Source organism: Massilia sp. UMI-21, from assembly GCA_015277795.1.
In the GTDB taxonomy this organism is placed as follows: Bacteria; Pseudomonadota; Gammaproteobacteria; order Burkholderiales; family Burkholderiaceae_D; genus Telluria.
The window spans coordinates 4,409,259-4,426,455 of the sequence record CP063848.1; the positions used below are offsets into that span (position 1 = coordinate 4,409,259).

A 17,197-nucleotide genomic window follows, 5' to 3' on the forward strand; every position below is an offset into this window, starting at 1 on the left:
AACGTATGTGTGTTATTTGTATGTCTGATCGCTTTAACTGAGATACAGTCCGCCTTTCGATTGTTCCCCGTGTCGTCAAAATAAGCATCAGCCACCATAATCGATTCAACTATCTGGTTTAACAATAGAGCCGGCATCATTCGCGATATTGGCTATCAAGCTAGCGCGGCTTTTCCCTTGTCAGAACCGTCCATTGAAGACGTGGGGCCACTTGCTGTCGAGGAAAGCGAAGACAGCAACACCGTATCTACGCCGCCGTAGATCTTACGAAACCGCAAATACCCCGCCCCGGCAAGCCAACCAATACGCGATTTCCATGGTTCTCGTCCCTCGGTGATCATGCGCGGAATCCTGGCTGTTTTCTTATATTCATCTGCCGCAACTCGTTGCGCCGGACTCAACCGGTCCGATACGGTTCTGTAATCGGTCTTGCCAACAAGCACGGGCGACGATATGTTGGCTTGTCCAAGCTCGCGCCTCGCAACCCAGCCCTTCAACTGCGCGTGTGCTTTGTCCTCCGAGTCCGGATTCCCTGGAAAAAGCTTAAACCACGCTCGTGAATCGTGAACATAGTTATCAAAAAAATCGATGACTGCTCGATCGGGCACCGATACCTTCCCCCACCAAGTAGCTATTTCCTCCCATTCCGCTTCGTGGTCGTTGCTGAATCCAGCACGCTGGATGGACGGGATAAAACGACTCCCCTTACCACTCTTCCATGCCAAGAACTCGGCGATTTCATCTTCGAATTCACGCGCTGCACTGTACATATCATTCTTGTCGAAATTGGAAGCACGAAGAAAACTTGCGCTTTGTTGAATTGCATTCTTGCCGCTGATGCGGCGATAGACACGCCATTCCATTTGCTTGCGTGCCTGCTCACGCATGATATGGTGAATAGGTCCGTGCTTGTGCTCACAGTTCGCTATGTAAGCGTTAAACGCCTCTATCGCTTCTTTCCTTAACTTGAATCTCAGCCGTGCTGGAGGATTAGCCAACTCAAGTTTCAAAGGTACGCCATTCATGCGTGCAGCCTTGTACATCAGCAGCAGCGGAATCCGCGCCAGCATATCGTCGCCATTCGGGTCGGTACCCCGGCCCTGCTCCATTGGGCAATAGCCGCACCCAATATCTGAATGAACGCCGGGAACAACGATCTCCTGGCAACCGCTCGCAAGCGAACCATGTACAGAAATCGAGTCCACCGGAAAGCTGCGCCTTAACTCATGGGCCGCAACCAGATGAAGGCACCTAATTCCTGATGGAATACGAAGGCTGTCTTCGCTGTCCGCCCATGCGCCGTGCCCCTTGAAACCACCGAGCGTATTGCCCAGCCCTACAGATGCCACCGTGTCGAAAATGCCAAGAAAGTCGAACTGCACCTCAAAGCCGCCGAGTGTTCTGCGCCCGGCCTTACCGCATAGTTGTGCGTCAAGCTCGCACAGTGAGAGAAACCAATTAGTGAAAGCCCGGGCCTGTGTTGCCCCACGTGAAAAACCAAATACCGAAACATAAATGGTTTTTACGATGGCAGGATTAATTTTAGCCGGCTTGCCAGTGCGTTTGTCAAGCCAGTGCTGCGAGACAGCCACATGCAACTTTCGCAAAACGTTCTCGAAGCATATTCGAGTAACGCTGTCGCAGGGCCTCTCTTTTTCTTCCGAGTCTGCGCTGTTTTGCGATGGTCTATTAAGCATCGCTGCACGAGTGCGCTTATTTAAAATGGCGCGCTTAAGAAGACTGTCCGTTTCCTCTTGCGAAATTAATGGCGCACTGAAGAAATAACGATGGACATTGTTTATTGCCTGCACCAAGGCCCAGATGATTCTGTGCTCGCCCATCCTCCCGCCAGCACCGCCAGTGATTTCGTCCCAGCCTTCACCGGTATCGCCGACCTGGACAAAGGGGGAAGAAACCCCGGGGACATATATCTTAAAAAAATGCGCGTATCTCGACGGGTTATGCTTCCAGTCAGTATCTTCAGGCAGTATTCCTGGCACGCTTTTCCCTGGAAAGCAGTCGTACAGGCGCGCGACGTTCGAATGGTTGTTCGTTGCGTTTGCCTTTATATAGTTATTTTTGGTGCCGTCGAAGAAAAACCCAAAAAACAGGTTCGTGTTACATGAATCGGACGGCTTGCCAACCGAGGTTTGCTCACGCCTTTCGAATATTCTTATATTACGCTGTTCACCAGTCGTAAAAAAATTTTCAAGATTTTCGGCGCATTCGTATTCAGCACTTAATTGTGGAGAAAGATTCGCGCTCATGGCTTCATTTCCATTATTTTTGCGAGTTCCGCACGGCTATACTCCAGATCTTTCAGGTAATCTTTTTTTAAATACTCCCGGTAGCGTGGGTCTTCAGGTCCAGAAAAGCTATTCAACGACTCTTTGTGATATTTAATTTCTTGCGCCCACGCTTCTTTAGCACGTGCATCCGGCGACTTCTCCAGCTCATCTAATAATTGAGAAAAGGTGTCCACATACATTTGCTGATGCTTCCTGAACAACTCCCATCGCTCAAGGCGATATTCCAGCGAAGGTATCGGCCACCCCTTGACCTTTCCTGGCCATCCCGGGTGATCAGGCTGCACGTCGCTTGAAATAACGCTGACTTGTCCGTCTGCCTCACGTAACACCCACAGTTCGCCCGGTTTTCCGTCCAGATAATTTGGTACATCAACGACGTGCTCGCCGTTGAACACCTGGATTTGTCGCTCAGGACCTTCTTCTACCCAATATGTCGTTCGAACCCGCAGTTTGATACCCGGACGCCATTTTTTTGGGAGGGTTACACAGCACGTCATACCACCGGCGCCGAATGGATCGACTAATTCGCCGCCGCTGCCGGTGTCTGGCTTTACGGGATCGGATACGACATAGCTGAAGGTATCCTTCGTGTAGTTAACGCCGTGTACATTCACATCGACAGTAGGCTTTTCACACGCGGAGAGAAGAAATATCATAGCCAGACAAGCCGGCAACAAGCCTACACGCCGCTCCCAGTACCATTCTTGCTTATTTGTTCCGTTCATTGAGTGTCCCTTTGCCAAGTCTGCAGCAAAGTTGCTGCCACCGTATCGTCGTCACACTTGTCACGTTCCCAGAACCACATACACCATTGAAGGACCTTATCCTCTTCAAGTTTTGCAATAGCAGCGGCTCGCAGCGCAGTTGTCACGAGAGAATGGCTGCGCGAGGGAAAGTTGTATACCTCGCGTCCACGGTCACACAGCAGCACTAAAAACTCATCAGCCCGGCTATCGTCTACGAGAACAGCAAACTGGCATCCATTCAAAATAGGATTAACTGCGCTCTCTTGACTGCCGCCGTTCACTGGAAGCTCTTCCCATTCTCCGTTCCGCGCTATATAACGCCACCGCTTCATCGGCCCGGTGAACTTCGCACGCTGCTGAGGAGTAAGGATATTGAGTATGGCCGGGAGACGGCGGGTATCTGAAAACCTCAAGTTAAAGCGCTGGTTGTCTACTTCGATGACGCACCAGGCTGCAAGACGAGTAGAGAGTTTGGTCAAACTCTCTGATGTCTCGATGACACTTACCATTGGCCGCCCGCTAAAACGCTCAAACAATACACGCAGCCTGCGATCACCTGGTTCAAACGCGACAACGAATGGAGAAACATCTCTCGTAGTATCGTTACAGCCTGGGAGGATATCGAATAGGATCCTTTTCTCCTTCTCATCGAAGACTCGATGTGCGCCACTCTTAAACGCGCCGTCAATCAATAGGTACGATGAAACGTGGGGATCAAGAGCGCTGCCATACAGGGCGTTGATGGACTGAGGCGAAAAATTATCGATCAGCATATTCACTCAACCAAGGTAAATGCTGGGCCAGCATCCAGAGATTTTTTTAAGCATTCAACACAAATACTGCCCGGCAGAGCAGGCATGGGATAACTTGTTCTAGCAGGGCCGACAAAGCTTTTCTTACCCGCTTGAACTTTGATCAGACCTGGACATTTCATTAAAATATTTCCTGCTTCAATTGTTATGCTGGCACCGCCCGCTGTCGTGACATTAATTGTCTTCGCTGCTGCGAAATCGATGTGAGCACTTGCACTGAAAAGATTCAGCAGGCTTTTTGCATTTATCTTTAGTTCACTCGCTTGTGATTGAATGTCGACAGCATCTTTGGCCGTGACAATTTGCATTCCGACGTTGGCTGCACCTGACTTGATCGTCCCACTGAGTAACCCAATTGCTTGCTTTGATTGACATTGCACCTGCGCCCCGACGGACAACTGAGCATCCTGTCCACTAAGAAAAATAGCCGCCTCACCGTTTTCCAATTGCACATCCTGTCCGGCATTGGTGCCAAACCCGTTTTGTGCGGCGACCGCCACGATGGGATCAGTGAAATTTGGTGCTTTTCCACCACTTACGCTCGTGTTCTCCGCACCAGTCTCCTCAAGCGATGCCTGAAATTTTTTCGAGCTACTTACGCCAGAAAGACAATTGGACATTGCCTTGAGCGTCGCCGTTGCTGGATCCAATACGCTCTCATTCGCTTTTGTTGATCCCACATGCGCTGCGAGAGCCACGCCCTTGTGTGTACATGCCGCCGAGTTGAAAGCCTTTCCCATTGCATCAGCCTGCTGCATCAATGCAACACCAGCAGCGTTTTCGCCAGAAGGATCCCGTGACGCAGCACTGTGTTCGAGCTTGTAACTCGACACCAACAACCCCGCCCCCGCCCGCACCGCCCCATACTCATCCGTCCGCAACTCCGCACCACTCCCTCGAAAACTGCCCCGATAGTTATCCGCCGCATGCACCAGATGCCCAAGATTCAGCTCACTCCCCGCATGCGTACTCTTGAGCTGCACCCGCCCGCGCCCATCGCTGTCATCGAATACCAGCTGCGAATACCCATACCCGCCGAATTCCTTGCTCCGAATCCCCCACTGCGACGCCGGATTCCGATGCCCGGCACTATCTGCCGACGCGCCATGCCACACCGGGCCATTCCCGCCGCACAGGTTCCCCTGCCCCGACCGGGCATGGTCATGTGCGTTCCTGAAACAGGACAGGTCTGTTTCAACATCGCGGCGTCCGCCAGACGTGGCGACCACACCGCCTTCCCCGCGCCCGTTATAGAGCGCCCCGACGACGATCGGCCGGTCGATATCGTTCTCCAGGAACTGCACCAGCACTTCCTGTCCGATACGCGGCAAGAACTGCTGGCCCATCCCGCCGCCAGCCGAGCGCTGCGCGACGCGTACCCAGCAAGCCGCATTCCCGCCATCCTGCCAATGAAAACGAATCCGGATCCGCCCCAGCCGGTCGCAATACAGCTCATCGGCGCCGTTCGGCTGGTCGCTGCCGTCCGCACCGACCACGATGGCGCTCTGGGCGCCGAAGGCGACCGGCTTCGGATGCTCCTGGGCCGGACGCCAGACGAGGTCGGTGGCTAGCGCACGAAAACAATTGGCATAGCCGCTCGCCTGCGCCTGGGCCAGCGCCAGGCCGATGTCATCGGGCAGATCGGCGGGCCGCAGATCGTCCAGCAACTCGGGAATCGGCCCGAACAGTTCGGCAAGCGCGTTCCGGACCGGGGGCGGCATGTTGTTGACGCCGATGCCGAACACGCGCAGTACGGTGAACGAGGCGGACTTGCCCAGTTGCTGCAGGGGCGCGCCAAGCACCTGCAGCCGGGTTCCCGCGCGCAGGGTTCGCACGGTCGAGCGCCCGTGCCAGAGCTGCCCGCGCGCCTCCTGCTCTTGCATGCGCAGGTTCGCGTAATGCTGGGCCTCCTGCCAGCCAGCGTAGGCATACTGCCCCGGCACATCGAAGGACTCGAGTTCCGGTAGCTTGCCGTAGGTGAAATGCGAGGGCGAACTGGCGGCCACGGCCTGCTTCGCCTTGTAGTCGTAGCTGAGCACGGTGGTCAGCGACGCATGCAGGCGCCGCTGCGCCGTCAGCGCCTGGATGCTGTCCGTTTGCTCCACTGCGCGCGCGCCGTGGAAGCGGATACCGCCATGCGCCGCGCTGCTGCCGTCCTCGGGCACGGCGCACAGCCGGCTGCTGTCGGCGAACAACACCAGCCCCGGACCGTCGTCGGTCTCTTCACAGCGCCAGCACAAGCCCTCCTCGGCAAGCAGGCGGCGCACGAAATCGAGGTCGGATTCGCGGTACTGGCAGCAGTAGCTGCGCGCTCGCACCTCTTCGAGGAAGGGCCGGGTATCCTCGCTCCAGCGCCAGCGCGCCAAGGGCCGGTAGGCAGCGAATACCGCATCGACGATGTCGACGACGCGCTTGTCCTGCCACACCCGGCTGTTGCGTACCTGACCCAGGCGCCACAGCCAGGGGGCGATGCGGATGCGGTAACGGGCCAGGCCGCCGTCGCTGCCGAGCATGGCCGCTTCGCAGATCTCGCCGGCGAAACGCTCGCGCTTGCCGTCCGCCAGGCAGATTTCCAGGGTCGCCGGTTGGCCGAGCAAGGTTTCCAGGTCCAGGCCTGCGTCGGTCGACAAGGCGATCACGTCGCGCATGCCGATTTCCTGCAGGGCGTCGTCGGCCACGAAGGCCTCGACCAGCAGGCCGGCCTCCTCCTTGCCGCCGACCTTCAGCGCATATAGCCTGCTTGCACTACTGAACTCCGCCAGGGCGGCGAAGATCTGATCCCTCAGCGTCGTGCTCATGACCGTAACAATTCCCCGTGGACTCGGCAGCCGAAACCACCACGATATAAGCAGTCGGAAGAGAAATTCTTGCGCCGCGTCATCACTTGCAAGGCCGGGTCGAAACGAACGCGCATCCCAAGGCGAATACGCTTAAGCTCTTTGCAACATACCCACTGTCCCGCGTCATGAAATTCGTCCAGAACATCTTCCTCGCCGGCTACATGCTGATCGTCGCCCTGTTCTTCATTTGCGGCCTGGGCCTGATCGTGCTGGCAGGAATCGAAACCTGGTCGGCGCTCGATCCCCGCGACACGTACAAGGTGCGGGACCGCTTCGAGCTCATCCTCGAGTGCGTGGGCCTGCTGACGATCGCGGTCGCCTCGCTGGAACTGGGGCAGACCGTGCTCGAAGAAGAAGTGCAGCGCTCGGTCAACATCAGCTCGCCGACACGGGTGCGCCGCTTCCTGTCGCGCTTCCTGATCGTGGTCGTGGTATCGCTGTCGATCGAATGCCTGATCGGCGTCTTCCAGTTCATGCACAGCCGTCCGGAATACCTGCTGCACGCGGCCGCCATCGGCGTGGCGGCGGCCGCCATCCTTGCCACCTGGGGCCTGTTCGTGCGCATGAACGTCGATGCCGAAAAGCTCGAACCGCAGGCAATGCACGAGGTCCAGGCCGAAGACAAGGAAGTCGAGGGATGAGCGGCACACGACGCCGCGCGCCCCGAAGCCGGGGCCTGGTGCGGAAGCGCCAATCGTGCTGGCGTGGCCGTGGCCGGCCCGTGTTTGGCCACAGCGCCAACAAATTGTCACGAAGCACTTGGATATTCGCGCAAACGCCGCTATAATCTTGGCTTCTTCGGGTCGTTAGCTCAGTTGGTAGAGCAGCGGACTTTTAATCCGTTGGTCGCTGGTTCGAGCCCAGCACGGCCTACCAAAGATTCAGCAAGGAAGGCGTCATGAGCGATCGTGACGCCTTTTTTGTTTTTCACCTGCTTGTTTTTTACTTGCCAATCGCCGCGATTTCGCCGCGATTTCGCGCTTCCAGCCATCGGCGCCATGCCCTATTCCATCGCAGCTCCCGTCCACGTCGAACTCGTCATCAAGAAGAGCCGCTTCCTGGCCTGCGTCCAGCCGATGCCCGACCGCGCCGGCGCCCAGCAGGTGGTCGCCGGCCTGCGCGCGGACCATCCCGGCGCGGCCCATGTGTGCTGGGCGCTGCTGGCCGGCGGGCAGTCCGCCGCCGTCGACGACGGCGAACCGAGCGGCACCGCGGGCCGCCCGATGCTCGACGTGCTGCGCCACCAGGACCTGGAGGGCGTGCTGGCCACCGTGGTGCGCTACTTCGGCGGGGTCAAGCTGGGCGCGGGCGGCCTGGTACGCGCCTATACCGACAGCGTGGCCCAGGCCCTGCTGCAGGCGCAGAAGGTGCCGATCATCAAGCTGCAGGGGCTGCGCTGCAGCGCGCCCTATGCGCTCGAAGGCATGGTGCGGCGCGAACTCGATGCCGCCGGCGCGCGCCTGCTCGAAGTGGCCCACGGCGACGAGGTGCTGTTCGACTTCAGCCTGCCGGTCCAGGACGCCGGGGCATTGCGCACCCGCCTCGACAATGCAGGGCACGGCCGCATCGGCTGGCCGCAACCGGACGCGGCGGACGCGTCGACCGCCTAGTTCATTTCGGCGCGCAATACCTGTCATCACGACTGATAAGCGGACTGCGCGCGTGCGACGCGCTATAGTGCCCGGCCCTCCCTGCCATGTCTGCGCACCTTGATCAAGAAAAGCCTGCTTCCCCTCGCCCTCGGCGGCTTCGGCATCGGCATGACCGAATTCGTCATGATGGGCATCCTGCCCGATGTCGCCAATGGCCTGCGGATCAGCATTCCGCAAGCCGGGCATCTCATTACCGCCTATGCGCTCGGCGTCGTGGTCGGCGCGCCGACCCTGGTCAGCCTGATGGCGCACCGGCCGCCGCGCAGCGTGCTGATGTGGTTCATGGCGATGTTCGCGCTGTTCAACGCGATGTCGGCCTTCGCGCCGAACTACGAGGTGTTGATGCTGTCGCGCTTCATGGCGGGCCTGCCGCATGGCGCCTTCTTCGGGGTCGGCGCGGTGGTTGCCAGCCGCCTGGCCGACCCGGGCAAGGTGGCGGCGGCCCTGGCCACCATGTTCACCGGCCTGACCCTGGCCAACGTCCTCGGCGTGCCGGCAGGCACCTGGCTCGGCCATACCATGAGCTGGCGCGCCGTGTTCCTGGTGGTGGCCGCGATCGGCCTGCTCACGGTGCTGGCGCTGCAGCGGCTGGTGCCGCACATCGCGGCCGGGGCGCGCACCAGCCTGAGGCAGGACTTGCGCATCTTCCGCAGCCCGTCCCTGTGGCTGGCGCTGGCCATCACCTCGATCGGCACCGGCGGCTTCTTCGCTTTTTTTAGCTACATCGCGCCGCTGCTCACCGAGGTCACGCGCTTCGCGCCGTCGACCATCCCGCTGGTGATGACCGTGGTCGGCGTCGGCATGACGGTCGGGGTACACCTCGGCGGCAGGCTGGCCGACCGCGTGCCGCCGCTCCGGGCGGTCCTGCTCCTGCTGTCCTGCATGACCGCCCTGCTGCTGTGCAACGGCCTGTTCGCCGGCTCGCAGCCGGCCATGCTGCTGCTGGCCTTCGCCACCGGCGCCAACGCGCTGGCGCTGGGCCCGCCGATCCAGATGCTCCTGATCGCGCACTCGCGCGAGGCCGAGATGCTCGGCTCCTCGCTGGGCCAGTCGGGCTTTAATATCGGCAACGCCACCGGGGCTTTCCTGGGCGGCATCCCGCTCACCCTGGGCTATTCGTATGTCGCGCCGCAGTGGGTCGCGGCCGGGCTCGCCCTGGCGGGCGTGCTGCTGGCCTCCACCATGCTGGCACAGGGCCGCAGTCAGGCACGCGCCGCCGCCTGAGCGCCGGCGGCCGCCAGCACCTGGTCCGTGCGGACGACGGTGGCGAATTCGCCGTGCAGGCTGGCCAGCGCGGTCGCGTGCATCTGTTCGGCCGTGAAGTGACGGCCGTCCGGACCGGTCCGCTCGAAAGTGGCGCTGGCGTCGGCCACCAGCAGCGTGGCGAAGCCGAAATTGCCGGCCATGCGCGCCGTGGTCGACACGCAGTGGTCGGTGGTCAATCCCATGATCACCAGGGTCTCGATGCCGGCCGCGCGCAGGCGCGCCTCGAGGTCGGTGCCGATGAAGGCACTGTTGACGTCCTTGACGATCACCGGCTCGCCCGGCAAGGCTTGCCCTTCCGGCTTGTGGGCGTAGCCCGGCGTGCCCGGCCGGAACAGCCCGTTTGGCGAGGCCGAGCGGTGCTGGACGTGGAACAGCGGGCGCCCGGTGGCACGCCAGGCTGCCAGCAGCGCGGCAATGTGCGCCTCGGCATCCGGATTGTTGCGCTGTCCCCAGCGGGGATCGTTGAAGGCCTGCTGTACGTCGATGCTGATCAGGGCTGCGTTGGGCGGCAATGGGTTCATGTGAAGCTTCCTTTCGTGGTTGGAAGCGCCATCCTGCGCGCCCGGCCGGAATGCCACAACCGACATGGCGGATAATACGCAGCTTCATATGAAGGATTTCGATGGCATGAAACTGAGCCAACTGAACATGCTGGTGGCCGTGGCCGATCATGGCAGCTTCAGCGCCGCCGCTGCGGAGCTGGGCTGCACCCAATCGCGCATCAGCCACGCGATCGCCGAACTCGAGGCAGACCTGGGCGTCGGTCTGCTGGTTCGTGGCCGTGCCGGCTCGGTGCCGACCGAGGCCGGACGGCGGGTGCTGGCCAAGGCGCGCCAGATGCTGCGCCTGGAAACCGGCCTGCGCGACGCGGCCCTGGCCGACGGCGGCCTGGCAGGCACCGTGCGCATCGCCTGCTTTCGCAGCATCGGCACCCACCTGCTGCCCCATGTGGTCGAGGCGCTGGCGCAGCGTCATCCGCGGCTGCGGGTCGAGATCGACGACGGCTGCGAGCAGCGCGCCGAGGTCACCGCCGCGCTGCAGGACGGCGTCGCCGACATCGGCATCGCCCAGCTGCCGCTGGCCGCCGCGCTGGCCTCCTATTCCTATTTGCACGACGACTATGTGCTGGTGGTTCCCGCCGCGCTGGCCCAGGCGCGGGACGCTTCGGGTTGGCCCGCGCTTGGCGCCCTGCCCTTCATCGGCCTGGCCTGCGCCGGCGCGCAGGAGATCCTGGCGCGCTGCCGCGCGGCCGGTTTCGCGCCCGAGCCCGGCCGCACCTTGTCCAACGACACCAGCATCGCCGCCATGGTCGGGCGCGGCATGGGATATGCGATCCTGCCGCGCCTGGCCACCTTCCCGGAACCGCCCGAGGTGCGAATCCTGCCCTTGCCGCTGCCCTTGCCGAGCATGGCGCGGCGCCAGTTCGCCATCGCGGCGCTGCCGGACGTGATGCGCCGGCCCGCCGTGCGCGCCGTGGTGCGCGCGCTGCGCGAGCGCAGGCTGGCCGAGCTCACGCAGGCCGGCCGCGCCGGCATCATCGGATGGGAACAGGAATAGTCGGGCGGATCAGACCAGCGCGGCGTCGCCCAGCGCCTGGGCGGTCTCGGCGGCCTCGTCGCGCAGGATTTGCAGCGTGGCCGCGTCGAGCGGCCCGGGCGCCGCATCGTCCTGCCGCTGCGGCAAGCCACCCAGCGGCGAGTCGACCAGCGCGTAGCGGTTTGCCAGCAGCAAGGTGTCGCGCAGGGTGTGCGGTTGCGGGCCAGGCACGCCGTCGCGCATGCCGCCGACGGCCTCGGCGACGTCCGCCGGGATCGCCAGCTTGCGCATGATTTCGAGGCCGGCCACGTCTTCCACCAGCACGCTCCAGTTCTCGGTATCGTCCTCGAGCAGGCCCGGGAATTCGTCGGCGCGCGACAGCAGATAGAAGCCGCCGACCTCGTGCACGATGCCGGCGAACAGCGCGGTATCGGGATCGACATCGGTGACATGGCGCGCCAGCGCCTGCGCCAGGGCCGCGACCTGGACGCTGTGGCTCCACAATTGTTCGGCCTTGGCGCGCAGCACGCGGTCGGCGATGCGGTGGCCGAACTGGCGCACCATCAGCGCGGCGACCAGGCCGCGCAGGCGGCGGTAGCCGATGCGCAGCACGGCTGCGCGCACATTGCTCACCTGCGTCCCGCCAGCGCCGAAGGCGGCCGTGTTGGCCAGGGCCACCGTGCGCGCGGCCAACTGCGGCTCGGACAGCACCAGGCGGATCGCCTCATCCACATGGCAATCCGGATCGTCCAGCGCGACCTGCAGGCGCAGCACGGCGTTCACGCTGGTGGGAAAGGTGATGTCCCCGCGCGCGGCCTGGGCGGCGATGTATCCGAAGGCTTCGAGTTTGTTCACAAGGGAATTATACCCCCGGCTTTCCGCCAAGCCGGCAGTAACGGGCCGGCCGCTCTTCCAAAAGCAAAACCCGCACGACAGGCGTGCGGGTTGCGCAAGGCGGCAGTACGGTCCGCTTACTTGTTGTCTTTGACCTTCAGCGTGCTCTTGACGCGGCTCACGCCCTCGACACCCTTGGCGACCTTCTCGGCTCGCTCGGCCTCGGCCTTGGAGTCGACGAAACCGCTCAGCATGACCGTACCCTTTTCGGTCTCGACGTTGACCGACAGCGCGCTGGTATCCGCGGCGGCGGCCAGGCCGGCCTTGACCTTGGCGGTGATCGCCGTATCCGACATCGCGATGGCGGCGCGCTCGGTCGCGTTCTCGGTCTTGTCGGCCGCGGTCGACGCGGTGTTGCGGGTCTTGTCGCCGGCGTTCTCGGCAGCGCGCTCGGTCTTGGCGGCAGCGGCGCCGGTCACTTCCCTGGTCTTGTCGGCCACGGTGCGGGCCGCATCCTTGGTCTTTGCCACGACCGTGGCGGCGGCGGCGCGGGTCTTCTCGCCGGCGCGCTCGAGCGCGGTGTCCGGCGTACCCTTGTTCTCGACCAGGCAGGCGGTCTGGTTACCCTTCTCCTCGCACTTCGCGACGGCCGCCGCCTTCACCGGATCCTTGGTATCGGTGGAGGCGACCAGGCCGGCGCTGCCGGCCGCGGCGGTGGCCGCGGTGCGGGTGTCACGCTCGCCACCGGCCTTGGCCAGGGCGGCGGTGCGCGCCGACTTGGCAGTGTTCATGCAGCCGTCCTTGTCGCCGCCTTTCATGGCGTCGCACTTCTCTTCGGCCAGCTCGTATTCGGCCTCGGCCAGCTTGCGGTGTGCGGCATTCCGGTTTTCCACGGTGTTGTTGTACTTGGTGACAGCGGCAAGCTCGGCCTTTGCACGGGACACGTCGGCCTGTTCTTCGCAGACGTCCTCTTTGGTGAGCGCATCGCATTTGTCCTTCAGGACATCGTGGTCGGCCTCGATCTTGTCCATGGCCTTGCGATAGGCGGCGGTGTCGTTCTGGGCGAAGGCAGGAGCGGCGGCAATGGTGGCGCCGGCAATGGAAGCCAGCAGGGCGGCGAGCAGTCGGTTCATGATGTGTCCCTTGTAATCGGTTGTTGTGATGACATCATTAGACGCTGCCGGACCCGGCAGCATCTGTGCGACAGCGAACCTTGCCGCCCACCTTTCTTGCCAGGACGGCCACGGCGAACGCACCAAAGCCGCCCGGGCAAGCCTGCGCACGCCTATTCGATGGCCAGCAGGCCCTTGCGCCAGAGCCCGTCCACATTGTCGAAGGGCGCCGCGGCGGCGCCGAAGACGGCATCGTCGCCCGCCAGGCGCACCCAGGCGCGCGTATCGTGGCCGCTGCGCGGTACGGCGACCTTGTCACGCACGCCAGCCAGCCAGCGGTAGACCCGCGCGTACTCGTCCGGGTTGCTGTGCCGGGTCCAGGCCAGGGCCGCCAGGTCGGCGAAGCCTTCCTCGCGGCGCGTCTCGCGCATGGCTTTCGAGGCTGCCAGCAGCGAGGCGTCCAGCGCGCGCTCCTCGCCCACCTCCACGAAGCCGGCAGGCAAGGCATGCCAGGCGCCCTGGGCATAGCGCCAGCAATGCGCGATCTCGTGCGCCGCCATTGCTTCGATCAGCGCACCCTGCTCCGCTTCGGCGATGCCGGCCAGTACGGTTTCGGCGTCCGGATTGTTGCGCAGAGACATCACCAGCTTGCAGCGCCCGCCGTCGAAGCCCATCGCCAGCGGCACGTCGCCCGGACGCGGCTGGGGCTGGACGGTGATGTCGAGCGGAAGATTGAGCTGCTGGGAGTAGGCCAGCACCGGCTCGGCGGCGCTGAGCCAGCGCTTTTCCAGCGTGGTCAGCTCGGCGGCGTGGAGCGCCGGTGCAAACAGGGTCGATGCGAGGGTCGATGCAAGGGTCGAAACGAGCAGCGCGGCCAGTGGCGCGGCGGATTTCAGGGATGTGAGCATGGCGATTTCTCCCGAGGACAATGAAGTGCCTATCGGCAATTCTAGCCCGGGATGGAGGCCCGCTTTTGAGAAAATATTTCTCTCTGTTTAGAACAGCAAGCTTGTCAGTTTTGTCCTGCGGCGCTTTGCTCGCCCGGCAGCACCGGTCCCAGCATCGCGGCCAGGCGCTGCGCCTCGGCTTCCATGGCGGCGGCTGCGGTCGATGCCTGGAGCAGCGCCGTGGTGCGGCGCGAAGACTCGGTCGGGTCCGGCGTCCGGCCCTGCCCGGCGCCGATCGACGCCGTCACGGCGGTCACCCGGGCCACCGCGTTGGCGATGGCCTGCAGGGCCCCCGCATCTTCCATGTGCGCCACCGGACTACCGACCAGGTCGCGAATGTCCTTCACCACCGCAGTGGAACGCAGCGCCAGCGCCTGCAACTCCTGCACGACCGCGGTATCGCCCTCGTCGGGTTCGCTGGTGCGCAGGGCCCGCGCCGCGGCGTCGAGCGCCAGGATATTGGCGCGGAAGGCCAGGCCGTCGATGGCGCCGACGATGTCGTCGACACGCTTCGGCGCAGCCACGACCGGGGCCGCCGGGGGGGCAAAGTCGAGCGGCGCGCCGGCCGCTTCCTTGCGCGGCAGCTTGCGCACCACGTACCAGGTGCCCAGCACGGCGGCGGCCACCGCCGCGGCGCACAGCAGGACGATCCACTGCGCGAAACCGGACGCCAGTGCGCGCGCGGCGCCGATGTCCTCGGCCGCCAGCTTGCCTTCGAGTTCGATGAAGCGCGTGGTACTGGCCAGCCAGTCCACGAAGGCCGGCGCCACCTGCTGCGACAGCAGCGCGGCCGCCTCCTGCGCATGCCCAGCCGCGTGCAGGGCGACCACGCGGTCGACCAGCGGACGGGTACGGCGTTCCTGCTCCTTGATGGCGGCCAGCGCCTCGCGTTCCTCGGGCAGGATGCCCGGCAGTTCGTGGAACAGCGCGTCCAGCGGCGAGGCGGCGCGCGCGTAGGCGTCGGCCAGGCTCTGGAGGCGGCCGATCGGCGCCGCGGCGGCGGCCGGGTCCGGCGCCAGCACGACGTCACGCACGGCAATGGCGCGGTCGCGTACGCTGGTGCGCAGTTCGGCCGCGTAGCGCTGCTTGATGCCGCTGACTTCATCGATACGGAACAGCAGCTGCTCGATCTGCCCCGCGCGTGCTGCCGCCAGCACGGCCAGGGCGATCATCAGGAGGACCACGGCGCCGTAGCCGATGGCCAGCCGCGCGCCGGTGGAAAGGGGCTTCGTCGTCATGTTGGGTGTCATTGATGGCAAAGGGAACTGCGCCTGGGGGACGCTGATACTTTCTCCTAAGCAATGCAGTGACTATAACATGCTCCCTGTATGGATTGACGGTGCTTTCAGTTCAAGTTAAGTAAAACCGGCGGCAGTGTTGCGTCCATGCCAATCTGCCGCCTCGCGCGCCAGCGTCCCGCCTACTTGACGAGCGCCGCCGCCGTCACGAAGCTGGGGCGAATGTCATTGGGCACGCCCGGTTTCAGCTTGTCGAGCGCCTTCTGCACTTCCGGACGGATCACCACATACCTGGCCATCATCTGCTTGGCCGCGGCATAGTCGCCGGTGGCTTCGATGGTCAGGAATTCACGGTCGAGATCGGCAACGGCGCCCTTGATCTTCTTGAAGTCCACGGAGAAGGTGCCGTCGCCGTTGGCCACGAACGCGCCCTTGTCGAGCAGGTAGTTCACCTGGATCGCCATGCCGCGCGCATGCGAGGAGCTCAGCCCGAAGTGCAGGGTGCGGAAAGCGGATGCCAGGAAGGTGTTGTACAGCTTGCGCTCGGCGGCCGGCCCCTGTCCCAGCGTGTCCTTCAGCAGGCCCTTGTCCATCATGTAGCCCAGCGCCCACAGGCCGGTGATGTCGGCCTTGGCTTCCTCGATGGTCGAGTAGGCGTCCTTCAGGTCCTGGCGCGGGGTCGATTCCTTGCCGTCCTTCCTGGTCGTATGCGGGCCGAGGCCGTGCATGATCTCGTGCGCCAGGATGTGGGTGAAGAAGGAATCGAAGTCGAGGTCCTTCTGGTCTTGCGGGCGCAGCACCAGCTTCGAGATGGGCTTGAGGGTCGATTCGAACTTCGCTTCCTGCACGTTCTTGAGCATCACGCGCTTGGAGCCGCGCTCGCGGATCACGCGCTCGTCGTTCGGCAGGTTGTAGGCCGCGGTCTGTACGCCCATGTTGCCGTCGCCGGCGCCATACACCTGGTTGACCACCACCATCGGCGCGATGGCGCCGACCTTCGGGTTGCGATACTGCCTGGCGAGCGGTAGATTGTCTTCGAGTTCCTGCAGGTGCTTGCCGAAGAAGGCCAGCTTCTGCGTCTCCTGCTGGTCGCGCACGTTCACGTAGGCTTCGAAGGCCGCCTTGTAGCCGAACAGCTCGTCGTTATAGGTTTCGTAGGGGCCGATCGTGATGTCCACCGGCGAGTCCAGGTCCATCCAGGCGAAGTCCGAGGCCAGGTAGTCGTTGGACAGGAAGGCGTCGGCGCGCAGGCTCAGGAATTTCTTGAGCGAGGCATTGTCGGTGAGCGCCGCCGCTTCGCGCAACAGCCTGGCCAGCTGTTCCAGGTCGGCGCGGTATTCGTCCGCATACTTCACGGTGCGGAACTTGCCGTCCGGCCCGGTGCGGATCACGGTGAAGAACCACTGCGCATCGGCCTTCTGCGCGGCGGGCAAGCCGTTCATCCAGCGTTCCAGCGCTTCCTTGCTCGCATTCTCCGGATAGAAGTTGGCGCCCAGCGGCTTCTTGGCCGGGATCTTGATGCCGGCATACTCGGCCGGCATGAAGGAAGTATTGTCGTCGATGATCGACCACGGGCCCTTGTTCAGCCAGAAGGCGTTCTGGCGCGCACGGCCGAGTTCGGAATTGTCCTTCTGCAGGGCGGTCCACAGGGCGGCGTTGCCGGACCAGCGCTGGCGCAGCTGCAGGGTGTCGACGATCCTGGCGGCTTCGATCAGCTTGGCCATCGCGGCGCGGTCGCCCTTCGACAGCTTGGCGGTATCGGCCTTCAGCTCGGCCGGCGCGAAGCGCTTGGCCATGCCGTTCAGCTGCGCGACCGTGGCCGGCTCGGCGCAGGCCGGATTGGCAAAGGCGGCGCCGATGGCCGCGCACAGCACGAGAGGAGCAAGTAGCTTGTTCATGGTGTCT

The 17,197-nt window shown here is 63.0% G+C and carries 14 protein-coding genes and 1 tRNA gene; 5 read left to right on the forward strand and 10 right to left on the reverse strand.

The features are described 5' to 3' along the window. Positions 1-155: 155 nt before the first annotated feature. Genes IM543_19480 through IM543_19495 form a run of 4 tightly spaced genes read right to left on the reverse strand, consistent with a single transcriptional unit; the run spans position 156 to position 6,665 of the window. Positions 156-2,267 (reverse strand): DUF2235 domain-containing protein, encoded by a 2,112-nt coding sequence (locus tag IM543_19480; protein ID QOY93698.1) that lies wholly within the window; start codon positions 2,265-2,267, stop codon positions 156-158. Beyond that, positions 2,264-3,034: a DUF3304 domain-containing protein gene (locus IM543_19485; GenBank protein ID QOY93699.1), complete on the reverse strand. Its 771-nt coding sequence runs from the start codon at positions 3,032-3,034 to the stop codon at positions 2,264-2,266. The genes IM543_19480 and IM543_19485 overlap by 4 nt, the downstream gene beginning before the upstream one ends. After that, a complete protein-coding gene (locus IM543_19490) occupies positions 3,031-3,828 on the reverse strand; it encodes a DUF4123 domain-containing protein (protein ID QOY93700.1) in 798 nt (265 codons plus the stop codon). Before IM543_19490 ends, IM543_19485 begins: the two co-directional genes overlap by 4 nt. Positions 3,829-3,830: 2 nt before the next feature. Further along, positions 3,831-6,665 carry a type VI secretion system tip protein VgrG gene (locus IM543_19495; GenBank protein QOY93701.1) on the reverse strand — a complete coding sequence of 945 codons (2,835 nt, stop codon included), beginning with the start codon at positions 6,663-6,665 and terminating at the stop codon, positions 3,831-3,833. Between the two features lie 167 nt (positions 6,666-6,832). On the opposite strand from IM543_19495, the gene IM543_19500 reads away from it, so the two are divergent. The 4 genes from IM543_19500 to IM543_19515 all read left to right on the forward strand — a co-directional run bounded on the left by IM543_19500 (position 6,833) and on the right by IM543_19515 (position 9,583). Continuing rightward, positions 6,833-7,348 (forward strand): hypothetical protein, encoded by a 516-nt coding sequence (locus IM543_19500; protein QOY93702.1) that lies wholly within the window; start codon positions 6,833-6,835, stop codon positions 7,346-7,348. Positions 7,349-7,507: 159 nt separating this feature from the next. Continuing rightward, positions 7,508-7,583 (forward strand) — tRNA-Lys (locus tag IM543_19505). A 122-nt stretch (positions 7,584-7,705) separates the two neighbouring features. Beyond that, a complete protein-coding gene (locus IM543_19510) occupies positions 7,706-8,317 on the forward strand; it encodes a YigZ family protein (protein ID QOY93703.1) in 612 nt (203 codons plus the stop codon). Between the two features lie 99 nt (positions 8,318-8,416). Further along, positions 8,417-9,583 (forward strand): MFS transporter, encoded by a 1,167-nt coding sequence (locus tag IM543_19515; protein ID QOY93704.1) that lies wholly within the window; start codon positions 8,417-8,419, stop codon positions 9,581-9,583. Here IM543_19515 and IM543_19520 read toward each other — a convergent pair. Next, positions 9,562-10,146, reverse strand: coding sequence for a cysteine hydrolase (locus tag IM543_19520; protein QOY93705.1), 585 nt, complete (start codon positions 10,144-10,146; stop codon positions 9,562-9,564). The genes IM543_19515 and IM543_19520 overlap by 22 nt on opposite strands. 88 nt (positions 10,147-10,234) lie before the next feature. Here IM543_19520 and IM543_19525 point away from each other — a divergent pair, with 88 nt between their 5' ends. After that, positions 10,235-11,182, forward strand: a complete 948-nt coding sequence (locus IM543_19525; protein QOY93706.1) for a LysR family transcriptional regulator — start codon at positions 10,235-10,237, stop codon at positions 11,180-11,182. 9 nt (positions 11,183-11,191) lie between these two features. Here the strand turns inward: IM543_19525 and IM543_19530 are convergent, their stop codons facing one another. From IM543_19530 to IM543_19550, 5 genes are all read right to left on the reverse strand, one after another. Beyond that, the gene (locus tag IM543_19530) at positions 11,192-12,016 is read right to left on the reverse strand and encodes an HDOD domain-containing protein (protein ID QOY93707.1); all 825 of its coding nucleotides are present in this window, start codon (positions 12,014-12,016) and stop codon (positions 11,192-11,194) included. Positions 12,017-12,132: 116 nt separating this feature from the next. Next, complete coding sequence (locus IM543_19535) at positions 12,133-13,128, reverse strand: BON domain-containing protein (GenBank protein QOY93708.1); 996 nt, start codon at positions 13,126-13,128, stop codon at positions 12,133-12,135. Between the two features lie 152 nt (positions 13,129-13,280). Continuing rightward, the gene (locus tag IM543_19540; protein QOY93709.1) at positions 13,281-14,015 is read right to left on the reverse strand and encodes a hypothetical protein; all 735 of its coding nucleotides are present in this window, start codon (positions 14,013-14,015) and stop codon (positions 13,281-13,283) included. A gap of 104 nt (positions 14,016-14,119) precedes the next feature. Further along, positions 14,120-15,292 carry an MCP four helix bundle domain-containing protein gene (locus IM543_19545; protein ID QOY93710.1) on the reverse strand — a complete coding sequence of 391 codons (1,173 nt, stop codon included), beginning with the start codon at positions 15,290-15,292 and terminating at the stop codon, positions 14,120-14,122. Positions 15,293-15,474: 182 nt separating this feature from the next. Beyond that, a complete protein-coding gene (locus IM543_19550; GenBank protein ID QOY93711.1) occupies positions 15,475-17,190 on the reverse strand; it encodes a hypothetical protein in 1,716 nt (571 codons plus the stop codon). Positions 17,191-17,197 lie beyond the last annotated feature (7 nt).

What these genes read in the sequence shown, in the direction of transcription:
- IM543_19520 (QOY93705.1), bottom strand. Translation starts at nt 10,146, where the DNA reads ATGAACCCATTGCCGCCCAACGCAGCCCTGATCAGCATCGACGTACAG.
- IM543_19485 (QOY93699.1), bottom strand. Translation starts at nt 3,034, where the DNA reads ATGAACGGAACAAATAAGCAAGAATGGTACTGGGAGCGGCGTGTAGGC.
- IM543_19535 (QOY93708.1), bottom strand. Translation starts at nt 13,128, where the DNA reads ATGAACCGACTGCTCGCCGCCCTGCTGGCTTCCATTGCCGGCGCCACC.
- IM543_19525 (QOY93706.1), top strand. Translation starts at nt 10,235, where the DNA reads ATGAAGGATTTCGATGGCATGAAACTGAGCCAACTGAACATGCTGGTG.
- IM543_19550 (QOY93711.1), bottom strand. Translation starts at nt 17,190, where the DNA reads ATGAACAAGCTACTTGCTCCTCTCGTGCTGTGCGCGGCCATCGGCGCC.
- IM543_19500 (QOY93702.1), top strand. Translation starts at nt 6,833, where the DNA reads ATGAAATTCGTCCAGAACATCTTCCTCGCCGGCTACATGCTGATCGTC.
- IM543_19545 (QOY93710.1), bottom strand. Translation starts at nt 15,292, where the DNA reads ATGACGACGAAGCCCCTTTCCACCGGCGCGCGGCTGGCCATCGGCTAC.
- IM543_19510 (QOY93703.1), top strand. Translation starts at nt 7,706, where the DNA reads ATGCCCTATTCCATCGCAGCTCCCGTCCACGTCGAACTCGTCATCAAG.
- IM543_19540 (QOY93709.1), bottom strand. Translation starts at nt 14,015, where the DNA reads ATGCTCACATCCCTGAAATCCGCCGCGCCACTGGCCGCGCTGCTCGTT.
- IM543_19490 (QOY93700.1), bottom strand. Translation starts at nt 3,828, where the DNA reads ATGCTGATCGATAATTTTTCGCCTCAGTCCATCAACGCCCTGTATGGC.
- IM543_19480 (QOY93698.1), bottom strand. Translation starts at nt 2,267, where the DNA reads ATGAGCGCGAATCTTTCTCCACAATTAAGTGCTGAATACGAATGCGCC.
- IM543_19495 (QOY93701.1), bottom strand. Translation starts at nt 6,665, where the DNA reads ATGAGCACGACGCTGAGGGATCAGATCTTCGCCGCCCTGGCGGAGTTC.